Source organism: Streptomyces sp. F63 (genome assembly GCF_018070345.1).
GTDB lineage: Bacteria > Actinomycetota > Actinomycetes > Streptomycetales > Streptomycetaceae > Streptomyces.
On record NZ_JAGPXX010000010.1, the window covers coordinates 18,859 to 35,857 of the forward strand.

A 16,999-nucleotide genomic window follows, 5' to 3' on the forward strand; every position below is an offset into this window, starting at 1 on the left:
CGTCCGAGGAGCAAGATTGCGTTCCACACCCCAGCAGCGCCAGGCCGGCTGGCAGCGCGCCGCCCGCCGCATGTTCGCCAAGATGCTCGGTGAACTCGCCTACGAGGAAGTCCTCGTCCCCGAGCCCGACGGCCGCGACCCGTTCGGTCACCGGCTCACGGTCGCTCCGGGCCTCACCTACCGCTTCCGGGCCCGCCGCGGCGCGTACGGGCACTGGCGGGTGGACCCCGAGTCGATCACGCCCTGCGCCGACCCGCTGCTCTTCCTGGCCCGGGCCCACCGCACCGTCCTCGGTCTCTCCGGTGACACCACCGGCCATCTCATCCGCGAACTCACCGCCACGCTCGCCGCCGACACCCGCCTCGACGAAGGAGCGCTCAGCGCGGCGGAACTCGCCGACCTCGGCTACGCCGAACTGGAAGGCCACCAGACCGGCCACCCCTGGCTCGTGGCCAACAAGGGCCGGGTCGGCTTCTCGGCCCGCGACACCGAGCGCTGGGCCCCCGAGGCCCGCCGGCCGCAGCGGCTGCCCTGGATAGCCGTCCACCGCGAACTCGCCGCCTACCGGGGCGTGTCCGGCCTCGACCGCCCCGACCGTCTCTACGCCGAGGAACTCACTCCCGGGACCCGCGCGGACTTCGCCCGCACCGTCGCCGGTCAGGGCCGGGACCCGGAGGACTACCTCTGGCTGCCCGTCCACCCCTGGCAGTGGGACGAGAGCATCGCACCGCTGTTCGCCCCGTACATCGCCGACGCCCGGATCATCCCGCTGGCCGAGGACGGCGACCTCCGGCTGCCCCAGCAGTCCATCCGCACCTTCCTCAACATCAGCCGCCCGGAGGCCCGGACCGTCAAACTGCCGCTGTCGGTGCTGAACACCCTGGTCTGGCGCGGGCTGCCGACCGAGCGCACCCTGGCCGCACCCGCCGTCACCGCCTGGGTGCACTCCCTGCGCGACAACGACCCCTTCCTGCGCGACGAGACCCGGGTGGTCCTGCTCGGCGAGACCGCCTCCGTCACGGTCGAGCACCCGGTCTACGACCGGCTGCCGGACGTGCCGTACCAGTACCGGGAACTCCTGGGCTGCATCTGGCGCGAGTCCCTCCCGGCACGGCTCGACCCGGGGGAACGGGCCCGTACACTGGCCGCCCTGCTCCACACCGATCCGCAGGGGCGCTCCTTCACGGCCGAACTCGTGTCCCGGTCCGGCCTCACCCCCGGAACCTGGCTGCGCCGGCTCTTCGCCGCCCTGCTGCCGCCTCTGCTGCACTTCTTGTACCGCTACGGCACCGTCTTCTCACCGCACGGGGAGAACGCCATCGTGGTCTTCGACGAGGACGACGTACCGGTGCGGCTGGCCGTGAAGGACTTCGTCGACGACGTGAACATCAGTGCCGAGCCACTGCCCGAACACGAGGGCATGCCGCAGGCGGCGCGGAACGTCCTGCTCACGGAAGAGCCCTCGTTCCTCACCCAGTTCATCCACTCCGGGCTGTTCATCGGCGTTTTCCGCTATCTGGCCCCGCTGTGCGAGGAGCAGCTCGGGGTGCCGGAGGACGACTTCTGGTCCCTGGTGCGCCAGGAGATCCTGCGGCACCACGCCCGCTTCCCGGAGGACAAGGAGCGTTTCGAGACCTTCGATCTGCTCAGTCCCCGCATCGACCGGCTCTGCCTCAACCGCAACCGGCTCCATCTGGACGGCTACCGCGACCGGGCCGACCGGCCCCACGCGGCGGTCCACGGCACCGTCGCCAATCCGCTGGCCCGGATGTGAGGCGGGCGATGTCAGTCCCTCCCCGTAGGGTGGTCACGCTATGACGAAGCCCTCCCTCTCCGAGCTGCTGCACGCCGCCGTCGCCGCCGTCGGCGGCACCGAGCGTCCCGGCCAGGTCACCATGGCCGAATCGGTCGCCGAAGCGATCGACGACGGCTCCCACCTGCTGGTGCAGGCCGGCACCGGAACCGGCAAGTCCCTGGGTTATCTGGTGCCCGCCCTGGCTCATGGGGAGCGGGTGGTCGTGGCGACGGCGACCCTCGCCCTCCAGCGCCAGCTGGTGCGGCGCGACCTGCCCCGCACGGTCGAGGCCCTGCATCCGCTGCTGCGGCGCCGTCCCGAGTTCGCCATGCTCAAGGGCCGGTCCAACTACCTGTGCCTGCACCGGCTGCACGAAGGGGTGCCGCAGGAAGAGGAGGACGGCCTCTTCGACGTCTTCGAAACGGCCACCCCCAGCAGCAAGCTCGGCAAGGACCTCCTGCGGATGCGGGACTGGGCCGACGAGACCGAGACCGGCGACCGCGACGCCCTCTCACCCGGCGTCTCCGACCGGGCCTGGGCCCAGGTCTCCGTCTCCTCCCGCGAGTGCCTCGGTGCCTCCCGCTGTGCCTACGGCGCCGAGTGCTTCGCCGAGGCGGCCCGTGAGCGCGCCAAACTGGCGGATGTCGTCATCACCAACCACGCCCTGCTGGCGATCGACGCGCTGGAGGGCGCACCCGTGCTGCCGGGCCATGAGGTGCTGATCGTCGACGAGGCCCATGAACTGGTCTCCCGCGTCACGGGTGCCGCCACCGGCGAGCTGACCCCCGGATCGGTCAACCGCGCGGTGCGCCGCGCGGCCAAACTCGTCAACGAGAAGGCGGCCGATGCGCTGCAGACAGCCGCCGAAGGCTTCGAACGGCTGATGGAGCTGGCGCTTCCGGGCCGGCTGGAGAAGATCCCGGAGGACCTGGGCTACGCCCTGATGGCGCTGCGTGATGCCTCGCGTACGGTCATCACGGCCCTCGGCGCCACCCGCGACAAGTCCGTGCAGGACGAGGACGCCGTCCGCAAGCAGGCGCTGGCCTCGATCGAGAACGTCCACGCGGTGGCGGAGCGCCTCGTGGAGGGCTCCGAGTACGACGTCGTCTGGTACGAGCGGCACGACCGGTTCGGGGCCTCCCTGCGGGTGGCGCCGCTCTCGGTCTCCGGACTGCTGCGCGAGAAGCTCTTCACCGACCGCTCGGTGATCCTCACCTCCGCGACCCTCCGGCTCGGCGGTGACTTCAACGGTGTCGCCGCCTCACTGGGCCTCCCTCCGGAGGGCACGGTGACCGCCGCGGGGGAGGACGCCGAACCCGTGCCGCAGTGGAAGGGAGTCGACGTCGGCTCCCCCTTCGACTACCCCCGGCAGGGCATCCTGTACGTCGCCCAGCATCTGTCGCAGCCCGGCCGGGAGGGCGGCCGCGGCGACATGCTCGACGAACTCGCGGAGCTGGTCGAAGCCGCCGGCGGGCGCACCCTCGGCCTGTTCTCCTCCATGCGCGGGGCGCGGGCGGCGGCCGAGGACCTGCGGGACCGGCTGGACGTGCCGATCCTGCTGCAGGGCGAGGAGACGCTGGGCGAGCTCATCCACGGCTTCGCGGAGGACGAGCGCACCTGCCTCTTCGGCACCCTCTCGCTCTGGCAGGGCGTCGATGTCCCCGGCCCGAGCTGCCAGTTGGTGGTGATGGACCGCATCCCCTTCCCGCGGCCCGACGACCCGCTGATGAGCGCACGGCAGAAGGCGGTCGAGGAGAACGGCGGCAATGGCTTCATGGCCGTCGCCGCGACCCACGCGGCCCTGCTGATGGCCCAGGGCGCCGGCCGGCTGGTCCGCGCCACGGGCGACCGCGGAGTGGTCGCGGTCCTGGATCCGCGGCTGGCGCGGGCCCGGTACGGCAGCTTCCTCCGCGCCTCGATGCCGGACTTCTGGTACACCACCGACCGCAACCAGGTGCGCCGCTCCCTGGCGGCCATCGACGGGGCGGCCCGCACAGCGAAGGAGCGCTGACCGGCGGCCGGCCTCCGCGCACTGGGGGCTGCCCCGGCCGGAGCCGGGAGGCCCTGGCACAAGGACGAGCCCCGGAACCGGCGCAGTGGTCCCGGGGCCCAGCCGTGGGGGGCGTGGCTCAGACTCGGCGCAGCACTGCGACGACCTTGCCCAGGATGGTGGCCTCATCACCCGGGATCGGCTGGTAGGAGGCGTTGTGCGGCAGCAGCCACACATGGCCGTCCTCCCGCTTGAAGCGCTTGACCGTGGCCTCGCCGTCGAGCATGGCGGCCACGATGTCGCCGTTCTCCGCGACGGGCTGGCGGCGTACGGTGACCCAGTCGCCGTCGCAGATCGCGGCCTCGATCATCGAGTCACCGACGACCTTGAGTACGAACAGCTCGCCGTCACCGACCAGTTGACGGGGGAGCGGGAAGACGTCCTCGACCGACTCCTCGGCCAGGATCGGACCGCCCGCCGCGATCCGGCCGACGAGCGGGACGTAGGAGGCGGCGGGCTTGCCGGTGGTGTCGGCGGGGACGGGGCTGGGGGCGTCCGAGCCGCGCACCTCGTAGGCGCGGGGACGGTGCGGGTCGCGCCGGAGGAAGCCCTTCCGTTCGAGAGCCATGAGCTGGTGTGCCACCGAGGAGGTGCTGGACAGCCCCACCGCCTGTCCGATCTCCCGCATGGACGGTGGGTATCCCCGCCGCTGGACGGAGTCCCGGATGACCTCGATGACCCTGCGCTGCCGGTCCGTGAGTCCCGAGCTGTCCGCGCGGATTCCCGGGGGCCGTCCGGGCAGCGAGCGCGTGGGCTTCTGGTCCTCCGGGGTGCTCAGCGCCGGTGTCCCGTCGGCCGGGCGGGTCTGTTCCAGCCCGTGCGGGACCCGGTCCTGGGCGGTGATGGTCGCGCTGTCTGCGGTGGTGGTCACGTCGGCCCCTCTCTCAAGTGTCTCCCTCTAGCTGGACAACGGTAGTTGCTTTCGAAAGGTTGCGCCAAACACACGTTCGAGTGAAAATTCGCGGTTCAATCGGCTTGATCATGAGATCAGGTGTATATGCCGACGGTTCTGCCGAGTGGAAAGCGGCGTGCGGGGTACGCGTGCCACGGTGCTCCGGCGCGGGTGTGCGCCGTCCGCCCGTGCGGCGCCCTCCAGTGTGGCATCCCCGGCCCCGGGAGGCCCGGCGCGGTCCGGCTCCCGTAGGCTTCACGAGCCGGGCGGGGCCGCGACACCCGGTCACCGCGCCTGACGGTCAGCCACCAGATCTAGTGGTCCCATAATCGGCGCGGTACCAGAAGTTGTGGTTTCGGGTACGGCAAGGGCTCCGTCATCACCTATGCTGGTGCCTGCTCCGAACGGCTCACGCGGCCGTGGCGGGGTGGCGCAGCCGTGCTGTGCCGCAGACGCGATACGAGGGTCCGAGGAGGGCGAGAGACGATGCACTGCCCCTTCTGCAGGCACCCCGACAGCCGCGTGGTCGACAGCCGGACGACGGACGACGGAACGTCCATCCGCAGGCGCCGCCAGTGCCCGCACTGCTCCCGCCGGTTCACCACGGTGGAGACCGCCTCGCTCATGGTGATCAAGCGGAGCGGGGTCACCGAGCCCTTCAGCCGCGACAAGGTCATCTCCGGGGTGCGCAAGGCGTGCCAGGGGCGGCCGGTCACCGAGGACGCCCTGGCGAAGCTCGGCCAGCGGGTGGAGGAGACCGTGCGGGCCACCGGCAGCGCCGAACTCTCCACCCATGACGTCGGGCTGGCGATACTGGGCCCGCTCAAGGAGCTGGACCTCGTCGCCTATCTGCGCTTCGCGTCCGTCTACCGGGCGTTCGACTCTCTTGAGGACTTCGAGGCCGCCATCGCCGAGTTGCGCGAGGAGCGGCCCCCCGCGGAAGCGGACGGGCCCCCGGCCGGGGCTCCGGTCGGATCCGCGGTTCCCGCGCCGGCCGCCACCGGATCCGCGCGTGGGGGTTCCCACGCCGGCTGAGCGGCGGCCGGACCGCCCGCGGCGCGACGCGCCCGGGTATTCAGAACAGACACCGTGCCGGGGAAGGAATCCTGGCGCATCAGGGCGTTTCAGCCCGTACAGGGAGGCGGCATGACAGAGACGGCGAGCGGTCCCGCGCGAGGTTCCCGTGCCAGGGGAAGCAAGGCGAGCAAGGGCCTGCGGATCGAGCGGATCCACACCACTCCCGGTGTGCATCCGTACGACGAGGTGGTCTGGGAGCGCCGTGACGTCGTCATGACCAACTGGCGCGACGGCTCGGTCAACTTCGAGCAGCGCGGCGTCGAGTTCCCCGAATTCTGGTCGGTGAACGCGGTCAACATCGTGACCAGCAAGTATTTCCGCGGCGCGGTGGGTGCCCCCGACCGCGAGAACAGCCTGAAGCAGCTCATCGACCGCGTGGTCAGGACGTACCGCAAGGCCGGTGAGGAGCACGGCTACTTCGCCTCCCCGGCGGATGCCGAGATCTTCGAGCACGAGCTGGCCCACGCCCTGCTCCACCAGGTGTTCAGCTTCAACTCGCCGGTGTGGTTCAACGTCGGGACGAAGCAGCCCCAGCAGGTCTCCGCCTGCTTCATCCTCTCCGTCGACGACTCCATGGAGTCGATCCTGGACTGGTACAAGGAAGAGGGGATGATCTTCAAGGGCGGTTCCGGCGCGGGCCTGAACCTCTCCCGCATCCGCTCCTCCAAGGAACTGCTCTCCTCCGGCGGCAACGCCTCCGGCCCGGTCTCCTTCATGCGCGGCGCCGACGCCTCCGCCGGCACCATCAAGTCCGGTGGCGCCACCCGCCGCGCGGCCAAGATGGTCGTCCTCGACGTGGACCACCCGGACGTCGAGGCCTTCATCGAGACCAAGGTGAAGGAGGAGGAGAAGGTCCGCGCGCTGCGCGACGCCGGATTCGACATGGACCTGGGCGGCGACGACATCACCTCCGTCCAGTACCAGAACGCCAACAACTCGGTCCGGGTGAACGACGAGTTCATGAAGGCCGTGGAGTCGGGCGGGAAGTTCGGCCTGCGCGCCCGGATGACCGGCGAGGTCATCGAAGAGGTGGACGCCAAGGGACTGTTCCGCAAGATGGCCGAGGCCGCCTGGGCCTGCGCCGACCCGGGGATCCAGTACGACGACACCATCAACCACTGGCACACCTCGCCGGAGTCGGGCCGCATCACCGCCTCCAACCCCTGCAGCGAGTACATGCACCTGGACAACTCCTCGTGCAACCTGGCCTCGCTCAACCTGATGAAGTTCCTGCGCGATGACGACCAGGGCAACCAGTCGTTCGACGCCGAGCGTTTCGGCAAGGTCGTCGAGCTGGTCATCACCGCGATGGACATCTCCATCTGCTTCGCGGACTTCCCGACCCACAAGATCGGGGAGACCACCCGCGCCTTCCGCCAGTTGGGCATCGGCTACGCCAACCTCGGCGCCCTGCTGATGGCCACCGGCCACGCCTACGACTCGGACGGCGGCCGCGCCCTCGCCGGCGCCATCACCTCCCTGATGACCGGTACGTCGTACAAGCGCTCGGCCGAACTCGCCGCGGTCGTCGGCCCGTACGAGGGCTACGCCCGCAACGCCGACGCCCACAACCGCGTCATGAAGCAGCACGCGGACGCCAACGCCGCCGCCCAGCGCGTGGACGACCTGGACACCCCGGTCTGGGCCGCGGCGACCGAGGCCTGGCAGGACGTCGTCCGCATCGGGGCCAAGAGCGGCTTCCGCAACGCGCAGGCGTCCGTGCTCGCGCCGACCGGCACCATCGGCCTGATGATGGACTGCGACACCACCGGCGTCGAGCCGGACCTGGCCCTGGTGAAGTACAAGAAGCTCGTCGGCGGCGGCTCCATGCAGATCGTGAACAACACGGTCCCCAAGGCGCTCAAGCGCCTCGGTTATCAGCAGGAGCAGATCGAGGCGATCGTCGCCCACATCGCCGAGCACGGCAACGTGATCGACGCCCCCGGCCTGCGGCCCGAGCACTACGAGGTCTTCGACTGCGCCATGGGCGAGCGCTCCATCTCGCCGATGGGCCACGTCCGGATGATGGCGGCCGCCCAGCCGTTCCTCTCCGGCGCCATCTCCAAGACCGTGAACATGCCGGAGTCGGCCTCGGTCGGGGAGATCGAGGAGATCTACTTCGAGGGCTGGAAGCTCGGCCTCAAGGCGCTCGCCATCTACCGCGACAACTGCAAGGTGGGCCAGCCGCTCTCCACGAAGAAGTGGGCGGAGAAGGCCGAGAGCGCGGACGGGGAAGAGCCGGCGGCCGCGAAGGTCGTCGAGTACCGCCCGGTCCGCAAGCGCCTGCCCAAGGGGCGCCCCGGCATCACCACCTCCTTCACGGTCGGCGGCGCCGAGGGCTACATGACGGCCAACTCCTACCCGGACGACGGTCTCGGCGAGGTCTTCCTCAAGATGTCCAAGCAGGGCTCGACCCTCGCGGGCATGATGGACGCCTTCTCGATCGCCGTCTCGGTCGGCCTGCAGTACGGCGTGCCCCTGGAGACCTACGTCTCCAAGTTCACCAACATGCGGTTCGAGCCGGCGGGCATGACGGACGACCCGGACGTGCGGATGGCGCAGTCGATCGTCGACTACATCTTCCGCAGGCTCGCGCTCGACTTCCTGCCGTTCGAGACCCGTTCGGCGCTCGGCATCCACTCGGCCGAGGAGCGCCAGCGTCACCTCGAGACCGGCTCGTACGAGCCGTCCGACGAGGAGATGGACATCGAGAGCCTGGCCCAGTCCGCCCCGCGGCGGACGGAGAACGCCCAGACCCCGGCGGCCCAGCCGGTGAAGGCGGCGGAGACGCCGGCGCCCAGGGAGGCGCACAGCTCCACCGAACTGGCGGAGATGCAGCTCGGCCTGAACGCCGACGCCCCCCTCTGCTTCTCCTGCGGCACGAAGATGCGCCGCGCGGGCAGCTGCTACCTCTGCGAGGGCTGCGGCTCGACCAGCGGCTGCAGCTGACGGGTACCGCCGGACGGCCGGCGGAGCGGAACGCCCGCGGGAGCTGACGGGCTTCCGCGGCGAACGGACGGAGGGGACCGGCCACGGACCGGTCCCCTCCGCCGCGTCCCGGGCGCGGGCGGCGCACGGGGACGCCCGGGGCGCAGTCCGCGATCACCTGGGGCCGGCCGGGCGCCCGGGGCCGTACGATGGCGCGGTGCTGGTCAAGTGGATTCGCTGCACGGTGGTGGACCGCCGCGGTTTCGAACGCGGGCAGCGGAAGTGGGCGGGGCTGCTCGGCGAGCCCGGTTTCCGGGGGCAGGGTGGCGGCTGGAGCCGTATCCGCCCCGGTGTGGCCCATCTCTTCGGATTCTGGGAGAGCCGCGCCTTCTACGACTCCTTCATGGCGCGGTCGCACCACCGGCTGGCCGCCGCGCAGTCCGGCACCTTCACCGACGCCCGGGTCCGGCTCTTCGAGTACCGCTTCGATGTCAAGGTGGGTTTCCAGCCGACGTTCGCCGACGCGGACGTGGCCAGGGTCGCGCACTGCCGGATCCACGAGCCGCGGGTGGAGCACTTCACGCTGATGCAGGAGAAGGTCTGGAACCCGGCGATGGCCGGATCCCCGGGCATGCTGCGCGGCGTCTTCGGCGAGGCGCCGGGGAACGAGTTCCTGGTGCTCTCCCTGTGGGCGTCGGCGGCGGAGCACGGCAAGTACCGGGAGGAGCGCGTGGAGCGGCTCGCCCTGCGCGCCCAGCTGGAGGCGGACGTGGCGGCGATCACCGGTGACGTCGTCGATCTCGAACCGGCCTGGACCGTCTGACCGTCCGGATGGCCGGGGGTGCGAGCCTCCCTGGCCGCCCGCTCGGCGTGGACGGCACGGCCACGCCGCGTCGTCTCCGTCCGGCACGGGGAGCCGGAGGGCAAACCGGGGCGGGTCCGCGCCGACGGATACGGCCGCGTGGACGCGTTCCCGGAGAGCCCCCGCACCGCGGCTTCGAGACGCCGGGCCACCCGCCCAACGTGCTGTTCTCCATCCACGGGCTGACCATGCGGCTGTCCTGCGTGCGCTGGTGCCCCTGGACGGTGGCCGGGCCCCGGTGCTGCTCCAACCCGGGTGACGCGGAGTTCCGGACGCCGGAGCCCGGCCGGGACGGGAAGTACGCACCCGACCGGCCCTTCGGGCGCCGGTGTACCGCCGAGGTGCCCGGGTCCACCGGTTAGAGTGCCGGGACGATGACCGCCGATCCCGCCCTCACGCGCCGCTGCGCCCGTGCCCTCGCCTCCCTCCGCGGTCTGGCCGTGGGCGACGCGCTCGGCGCCCGCTTCACCGACCCGGCGCACCACGCCGCCCTTCGGCGGCGCGACCTGCCCGCGGGCGTCGCGCGGTGGACCGACGACACGGAGATGGCCTGCTCCGTGGTCGGCGTGCTGTCCGCTCACGGGTCCCTCGACCAGGACGCCCTGGCGCGTTCCTTCGCGCTCCACCACGACCCGGCCCGTGCCTACGGCTCCACCGTCAACCGGATCCTGCGGGCGATGGGGGAGGGCGGCGACTGGCGCGAACTCGCCTCCGCCCTGTTCAACGGCCAGGGCTCCTGGGGCAACGGCGCCGCGATGCGGATCGCGCCGCTGGGTGCCTGGTACGCGGATGAACCCGAGCGCGCGGTGCGCGAGGCGGAGCTCTCCGCCTACGTCACCCACCAGCACCGGGAGGCCGTCGCCGGGACCATGGCCGTGGCGGCCGCGGCCGCTCTGGTCGCCGCGCGGGGTGGCGCCGGTCCGGAGGCTCTTCTGGACGCCGTGACCGAGCTCGTGCCCCGCAGCGCCGTCCGGGCCGGCCTGCGGCGCGCCCGTGACCTCCTCGACTACGCCGACCCCGGCACGGTCGCCGCGGTGCTCGGCTGCGGGCGCCGCAACAGCGCGCACGACACCGTGCCCTTCGCGCTCTGGGCCGCGGCCCGCCACTCGGGCGACTTCCGGTCGGCCTTCTGGACCACCGCGCAGGCCGGCGGCGATGTGGACACCACCTGCGCGATCGTCGGCGGAGTGACCGCCGCCGGCGAGGAGGGGGCGCCGCCCGCGGCGTGGCTGGAGCACACCGAGCCGCTGCCGGAGTGGGTGCCCGTCTGCGCGGACTGACCGGCGGGGCCGAGGCGGGAGCGGTGCCCGCCCGCCGCTCCTCCCACCGGGCCGCGTAACCTGTCTGGCGCCATGCCCTACGAACCACCGACCCACAGCGTCGAGCGCTCGATCCGCGCCACCACCGGCGCGCGCGTCGTCGCCGGCGTCGACGAGGTCGGCCGCGGTGCCTGGGCCGGCCCGGTCACGGTGTGCGCGGCCGTCACGGGGCTGCGCCGGCCGCCGGAGGGACTGACCGACTCCAAGCTGCTCACCCCCAAGCGCCGTACGGAACTGGCCGTGCGGCTGGAGGGGTGGGTCACGGCGCACGCCCTGGGGCACGCCACGCCGCAGGAGATCGACGAGCTCGGCATGACCGCGGCCCTGCGCCTCGCGGCGGTACGGGCCCTGGAGACGCTCCCGGTGCGCCCCGACGCCGTCATCCTCGACGGCAAGCACGACTACCTCGGAGCGCCGTGGCGGGTGCGTACGGTCGTCAAGGGAGACCAGTCCTGTGTGGCCGTGGCGGCCGCCTCCGTGCTCGCCAAGGTGCGGCGGGACGCGTTGATGGCCGAACTCGGGCGGGAGTACGAGGAGTTCGCCTTCGCCACCAACGCCGGCTACCCCTCGCCCGCGCACCGGGCCGCGCTCGCCGAACGGGGTCCGACCGCCCATCACCGGGTGTCCTGGGCCTATATGGACGGGCTGCCCCGCTGGAGGCATCTCAAGAAGGTGCGGGTCCACGGGCCGGAGGAGACCGCGGAGTGCGGGGGGCAACTCGGCTTCGATTTCTGAACGGTCCCCGTTCCATCCCCGCCCCGCCGGTGCGGATCGCACCGGTGTTTGATAGACATCAGCTCATGCCTCTCTTCCCCGAGGAGCCTCAGATTCACGCGAGTGTCCCGGGTCCCCGCGCAACTCCGGCCGCAGGCCGTACCGCGCCGACCCCCCGTCCTGTCCCCGGTCCCCGTCCCACGCCGCCGCGCCCCTCCCGGCCCGGCACCGCCCGCGGCACGGCCGTGCCGGCCCAGCGCGGTCCCCGCGCCCAGGCCGCGCCCGCGGGGCCGCCCGCCGCGGCCGGCCCGCAGATCCAGCTGATCCCCGCCCCGGCGGAGGGCGCGCTGGACGCCGCGGAGGAAGCTGTCGACCTGCTCCTGGACTCCGGTCGCGCGCCCGGTGACGTCCTCGTCCTCACCACGGGCGAGGAGCATCCGTGGGCCGTGCACGAGCTCTCCTTCGGCGAGAAGGCCTACTGGGCGCAGCACGACGCGCGCGAGGACGTCTTCTACGCGGCCGCCTCGGCGGCCGGGCGCACGACAGGGCGCCCCGTCGTGGTCGTCGCCGTCAACGGCGGTGCGGACGACGACGCCGTGCGGGCCCTGCCGGCCGCCATGGCGAAGGCGGGTTCGCTGCTCATCGTGTGCGGTGACCCCGAGCGGATCACCTCCCTCATCGGCACCGGAGCCTGACCGCCGCGCGGCGCCGCCGCTCCGTCCGTCAGCGGGCGGCCGTACGGCGCCGGGCCTCCGGCGCCCCGCCGGCCGTCCGCCGGGGGGTGACCGCGGGGCGGGTCCGCCCCGCGGCGCGGGAGGCGCCGGCTGCCGCCACGGCGCGCGGATGGCGGCCGCCGCGGCCTTCGCCGAGTACGCGCCAGCCGCCGGGGGTCAGCACGATGAACGCGCCGCAGCGCAGCCCGTGCAGGGTGCAGGCGTCGCGCAGTCCCCACATCCAGGCTCCGTCGAGGGGGGTCCACTCCGCGTCCCCGTCCCGGCAGTGCAGGAGTACGCCCGTGCGGACGGGGTTCCGGAGCCGCAGGTCGTGCGGGACGATCCGGCGCAGCCGGTCGAGCAGGGCGTTGCGGAGCACCCAGCCGTCGGGCACCGCCTCGCCGATCGCGAACGACGCGCTGGCGACGACCCGCTGTTCCGTATCGAGGACGGCGGCGACGACGGTCGCGGTGGCGGGCCGGTGGCGGGTGTGCAGCCCGGTGACGATCTCCCTCGGATCCCGCAGCAGCGGGATGCCCGCGGCCGCCCACTCCGTGGGTTCCAGACTCCGCCCGAGCCGGGTGGCGGAGACGGCGGCCGGGGGAGGGACCGCCGCCGGAGAGGTCATGGAACCGGAGGTCACGGTCCTCCCTTCGGGGTGCGCGGCAGCCACCGGAGGACGGAGGCGGGTGCGGGGTGTACCGGGGCATACCGGACCGGTCTCCGGCCCGTGTGAGCAACGAAGCTGTGGTGTTCCGATTCTCCCCGGCAGGAGGGCTCCGCGGCAATGAGCGGCCGGGGAACGGGTCCGCGGAAGCCGGGCCCCGGCGGCCGCCCCCTCCCGCGGTCCGCCCGGTGCCGGTGCGGTCGTCCACGAGGTGGTTGCATGGGGGCATGGACGATCTGGAGCTCCGCACGGAAGCCGACGCCATCCTCGCCGAGCTCGTCGGCGACCCGGGGGGCAAGGCGCGGCTGAGGGAGGACCAGTGGCAGGCGGTGGCCGCTCTGGTGCGGGAGCGCCGGCGCGCTCTGGTGGTGCAGCGCACCGGCTGGGGAAAATCGGCGGTGTACTTCGTCGCCACCGCGCTGCTGCGCCGACGGGGATCGGGCCCCACGGTGATCGTCTCGCCGCTGCTGGCCCTGATGCGCAACCAGGTCGAGTCGGCGGCGCGGGCCGGTATCCGGGCGCGCACCATCAACTCGGCCAATCCCGAGGAGTGGGACGCCATCCACAAGGAGGTCGGGCGTGGGGAGACCGACGTTCTCCTCGTCAGCCCCGAGCGTCTCAACTCGGTGGACTTCCGCGATCAGGTTCTGCCCGAACTCGCGGCCACGACCGGTCTGCTGGTGGTCGACGAGGCCCACTGCATCTCCGACTGGGGGCACGACTTCCGGCCCGACTACCGCCGGCTGCGGGCGATGCTCACCGAACTCGCCCCCGGCGTGCCGGTGCTGGCCACGACCGCGACCGCCAACGCGCGGGTCACCGCGGATGTGGCCGAGCAACTGGGAACCGGCGCGGGCGAGGCCCTGGTGCTGCGCGGTCCGCTGGAGCGGGAGAGTCTGCGGCTGGGGGTGGTCCGGCTGCCGGACGCCGCGCACCGCCTGGCCTGGCTCGCCGAGCATCTGGACGAGCTGCGCGGCTCCGGGATCGTCTACGCCCTGACCGTCGCCGCGGCCGAGGAGGCCGCCGCCTTCCTGCGGCAGCGCGGCTTTCCGGTGGCCTCCTACACGGGACGGACGGAGAACGCCGACCGGTTGCAGGCCGAGACGGACCTGCAGGAGAACCGGGTCAAGGCGCTGGTCGCGACCTCGGCGCTGGGCATGGGCTTCGACAAGCCCGACCTGGGCTTCGTGGTCCACCTCGGTTCGCCGTCCTCGCCGATCGCCTACTACCAGCAGGTCGGGCGGGCGGGCCGCGGTGTGGACCACGCCGATGTGCTGTTGCTGCCGGGCGCGGAGGACGAGGCCATCTGGCGCTACTTCGCCGATACGGCCTTCCCGCCCGAGGCGCAGGTCCGCCAGACGCTCTCGGCCCTCGCCGAGGAGGGAGGGCCGCTCTCCGTGCCGGCCCTGGAGGCCCGGGTCGACCTGCGGCGCACGCGTCTGGAGACCATGCTGAAGGTGCTCGACGTGGACGGGGCGGTCAAGCGGGTGAAGGGCGGCTGGATCTCCACCGGCCGCCCGTGGGTCTACGACGCCGGGCGGTACGCCTGGGTCGCCCGGCAGCGGGCGGCCGAGCAGCAGGCCATGCGGGACTACGTGAGCACCTCCGGGTGCCGGATGGAGTTCCTGCGCCGGCAACTGGACGACGAGGACGCGGCTCCGTGCGGCCGGTGCGACAACTGCGCCGGGCCCTGGGCCGATTCCTCCGTTTCGGCGGAAACGCTGACGGGGGCCGCGAGGGAACTCGACCGCCCGGGGGTGGAGATCGAGCCGCGCCGGATGTGGCCGACGGGACTCCCCGCGCTGGGCGTCGACCTCAAGGGGCGCATCCCGGTCCCCGAGCAGTGCTCCACCGGGCGTGCCCTGGGGCGGCTCTCGGACATCGGCTGGGGCAACCGGCTGCGGCCGCTGCTGGCCGAGAACGCGCCCGACGGGCCGGTGCCCGAGGACGTCCTGCGGGCGGCGGTCGCGGTCCTTGCCGACTGGGCGCGTTCTCCGGGCGGTTGGGCGTCGGGTGTTCCGGACGCCTCGGCCAGGCCCGTGGGGGTCGTCGCGGTGCCGTCCCTGTCCCGGCCGCAGCTGGTCGGCTCCCTCGCCCGGGGCATCGCGGACATCGGCCGCCTCCCCTTTCTCGGCGCCCTGACGTACACCGGGCCGGCCGGGGCGCAGGCGGCGCGCCGCAGCAATTCCGCCCAGCGCGTCAGGGCGCTGTCGGGCGCCTTCACCGTCTCGGAGGAGCTGGCCGATGCCCTGGGGCGTGCGCGCGGCCCCGTCCTGCTGGTGGACGATCGCACCGACTCCGGGTGGACTCTCGCGATCGTCGCCCGTCTGCTCCGCCGCGCCGGCTGCGACGGAGTTCTTCCGCTGGTCCTCGCCGCCGCGGGCTGAGCCTCTCCGTTTTCCGGGGCCAACGGCGTGCGGGCGGCCCGCTGCGGCGGCGGCTCGCCCGGGAAGGAAGGGACGGGCGAGGACGGCAACGGCCGCCGCGGGAAGCTTCTTGTCGCTCATGTCCCCATGTAAGGCGATGCCACGGACAGTGCGCGAACGGGGCCGCCGGTCCTGTGGACAACCGCGGTACGGCCATCCACAGGGCGGCGAACAAGTAGGACGATATCCCCCATGTATCCACAGGGCTGGCGAAACGGAACCGGGAGGCGCCAGGCTCGCAGCATGACGAAGCACAGCGAACCCCGTCCGCCGTCCGCGGACGACCAGGTCACCCTTCGCGGCCCCGCCGAGCTCGCGGACGCCCTCCCCTATCTCATGGGTGGCTTCCATCCGGACGACAGCGTCGTGATGGTGGCCGTACACGGTGAACGCGGCCGTTTCGGCGGACGCCTGCGTCTCGGAATCCCCCATGACCCGGCCGAATGGGCGGCCGTGTCCCAGCAGTTGGCCGGGTGCCTGGTCTCCGGCAGTGAGGAGCGGGGCGGCCGGCCCGACGGCATCATCGTGTTCCTCTGCCAGGACCCCGCCGGGGACGAGAGCGCCCGGGGCGTCGTGGAACGGCTGCGGCCGCTCTCCCAGTCCCTGCGGCTGGCGTGCGGCGCGCTCGACGTCCCGGTGCTGGAGGCCCTCTGCGTCTCCGGCGGCCGTTTCTGGTCCTATTGCTGCCCCGACCCGCGCTGCTGCCCGGAGGACGGCACCCCGCTCGCCCTCCCGGGCACCTCGGTGATGGCCGCGGCCGCGGCCTACGCGGGAATGCGGGCGCGCGGGTCCCTGCGGGAGCTGGAGGCGGGATTCGCCCCGCTGGCGAGCCCGGTCTCCGCGGAGCAGGAGGCCGCGCTCGACTCGGCGGCGGCGGAGTTGGTACCGCGCATTCTCGGCGAGCCCGGCCGGGAGACGGTCCGGGAGGAGACGATCGCCCTCGCCGGCCTTCTCATCGGCCGACTTGCCGACGGCCCGCCGATTCCGGACCGTGGCGAGGCCGATGCCCGCGACGACGCGCTGCTGGCCCATGACGAAGCGGCGGCTGTGATCCTCGGCCTGCAGGACCGGACGACCCGGGACCGGGCCGCCGAATGGATGGAGGGTCCCGAGGCCGGGCCCGCGCTGCGCCTCTGGCGGGCCCTGGCCCGCCGCTGTGTCGGTGCCTACGCGGAGCACGCCGCGGCTCCGCTCACCCTCGCGGGCTGGGTCGCCTGGTCCGTCGGTGACGAACCGGAGGCCCGCGCGGCGTTGGGGCTCGCCCTGCGGGCCGATCCGGAGTACGTCTTCGCCAGACTGCTGCACCAGGGAGCGAACGAGGGCGTCGACCCGGAAGTGCTGCGCGGCTGCCTGCGCCGGGAACGCGCCGCCCGCCTCGCCGCCGCAGCCCGGGAGAGGCGGGCCGGGACTCCCGGCACCGGGCCCGGCCGGCGGGACAGGCCCGTGGGGCTCCCGCGCGCGGGCACCCGGCCGTCCGGCACCGGCGGGCGCCGGGGCGGCGGGCGGGGTGGCGGAGCGGGGCGGGGGAGGCGTGATACCCGGGAGGCGAGGTGAAG

12 protein-coding genes are annotated in these 16,999 nt (G+C 72.9%); 10 read left to right on the forward strand and 2 right to left on the reverse strand.

The window, feature by feature from the left end; translation table 11 throughout:
* The first annotated feature begins 70 nt into the window (after positions 1–70).
* Both KBZ10_RS13410 and KBZ10_RS13415 read left to right on the forward strand, forming a co-directional pair.
* Entirely contained in the window at positions 71–1,774 is a 1,704-nt protein-coding gene (locus KBZ10_RS13410) for an IucA/IucC family siderophore biosynthesis protein (protein ID WP_210987928.1), read from the forward strand.
* 40 nt (positions 1,775–1,814) lie between these two features.
* Positions 1,815–3,806, forward strand: coding sequence for an ATP-dependent DNA helicase (locus KBZ10_RS13415; protein ID WP_210987823.1), 1,992 nt, complete (start codon positions 1,815–1,817; stop codon positions 3,804–3,806).
* 118 nt (positions 3,807–3,924) lie between these two features.
* Here KBZ10_RS13415 and lexA read toward each other — a convergent pair whose 3' ends face one another.
* Positions 3,925–4,659 carry a transcriptional repressor LexA gene (lexA, locus tag KBZ10_RS13420; RefSeq protein ID WP_247702336.1) on the reverse strand — a complete coding sequence of 245 codons (735 nt, stop codon included), beginning with the start codon at positions 4,657–4,659 and terminating at the stop codon, positions 3,925–3,927.
* A gap of 564 nt (positions 4,660–5,223) precedes the next feature.
* Between lexA and nrdR the strand changes: the two genes are divergently transcribed.
* The 6 genes from nrdR (at position 5,224) to KBZ10_RS13450 (ending at position 12,332) form a co-directional block, all read left to right on the forward strand.
* Entirely contained in the window at positions 5,224–5,772 is a 549-nt protein-coding gene (nrdR, locus tag KBZ10_RS13425; protein ID WP_210987825.1) for a transcriptional regulator NrdR, read from the forward strand.
* 111 nt (positions 5,773–5,883) lie between these two features.
* Complete coding sequence (locus KBZ10_RS13430) at positions 5,884–8,763, forward strand: vitamin B12-dependent ribonucleotide reductase (RefSeq protein ID WP_210987826.1); 2,880 nt, start codon at positions 5,884–5,886, stop codon at positions 8,761–8,763.
* A 196-nt stretch (positions 8,764–8,959) separates the two neighbouring features.
* Entirely contained in the window at positions 8,960–9,565 is a 606-nt protein-coding gene (locus KBZ10_RS13435; protein WP_210987827.1) for a YdbC family protein, read from the forward strand.
* 413 nt (positions 9,566–9,978) lie between these two features.
* Positions 9,979–10,884, forward strand: coding sequence for an ADP-ribosylglycohydrolase family protein (locus tag KBZ10_RS13440; RefSeq protein ID WP_210987828.1), 906 nt, complete (start codon positions 9,979–9,981; stop codon positions 10,882–10,884).
* Between the two features lie 72 nt (positions 10,885–10,956).
* On the forward strand, positions 10,957–11,658 hold the full coding sequence (locus KBZ10_RS13445; protein ID WP_210987829.1) for a ribonuclease HII: 702 nt from the start codon (positions 10,957–10,959) through the stop codon (positions 11,656–11,658).
* Between the two features lie 65 nt (positions 11,659–11,723).
* On the forward strand, positions 11,724–12,332 hold the full coding sequence (locus KBZ10_RS13450) for a hypothetical protein (protein ID WP_210987830.1): 609 nt from the start codon (positions 11,724–11,726) through the stop codon (positions 12,330–12,332).
* 28 nt (positions 12,333–12,360) lie between these two features.
* Here KBZ10_RS13450 and KBZ10_RS13455 read toward each other — a convergent pair whose 3' ends face one another.
* On the reverse strand, positions 12,361–12,978 hold the full coding sequence (locus KBZ10_RS13455; protein ID WP_210987831.1) for a hypothetical protein: 618 nt from the start codon (positions 12,976–12,978) through the stop codon (positions 12,361–12,363).
* Positions 12,979–13,244: 266 nt separating this feature from the next.
* Between KBZ10_RS13455 and KBZ10_RS13460 the strand changes: the two genes are divergently transcribed.
* Together KBZ10_RS13460 and KBZ10_RS13465 are read left to right on the forward strand one after the other, a co-directional pair.
* A complete protein-coding gene (locus tag KBZ10_RS13460; RefSeq protein ID WP_210987832.1) occupies positions 13,245–15,404 on the forward strand; it encodes a RecQ family ATP-dependent DNA helicase in 2,160 nt (719 codons plus the stop codon).
* Between the two features lie 282 nt (positions 15,405–15,686).
* Positions 15,687–16,997, forward strand: a complete 1,311-nt coding sequence (locus KBZ10_RS13465; RefSeq protein WP_210987833.1) for a DUF4192 domain-containing protein — start codon at positions 15,687–15,689, stop codon at positions 16,995–16,997.
* Positions 16,998–16,999 lie beyond the last annotated feature (2 nt).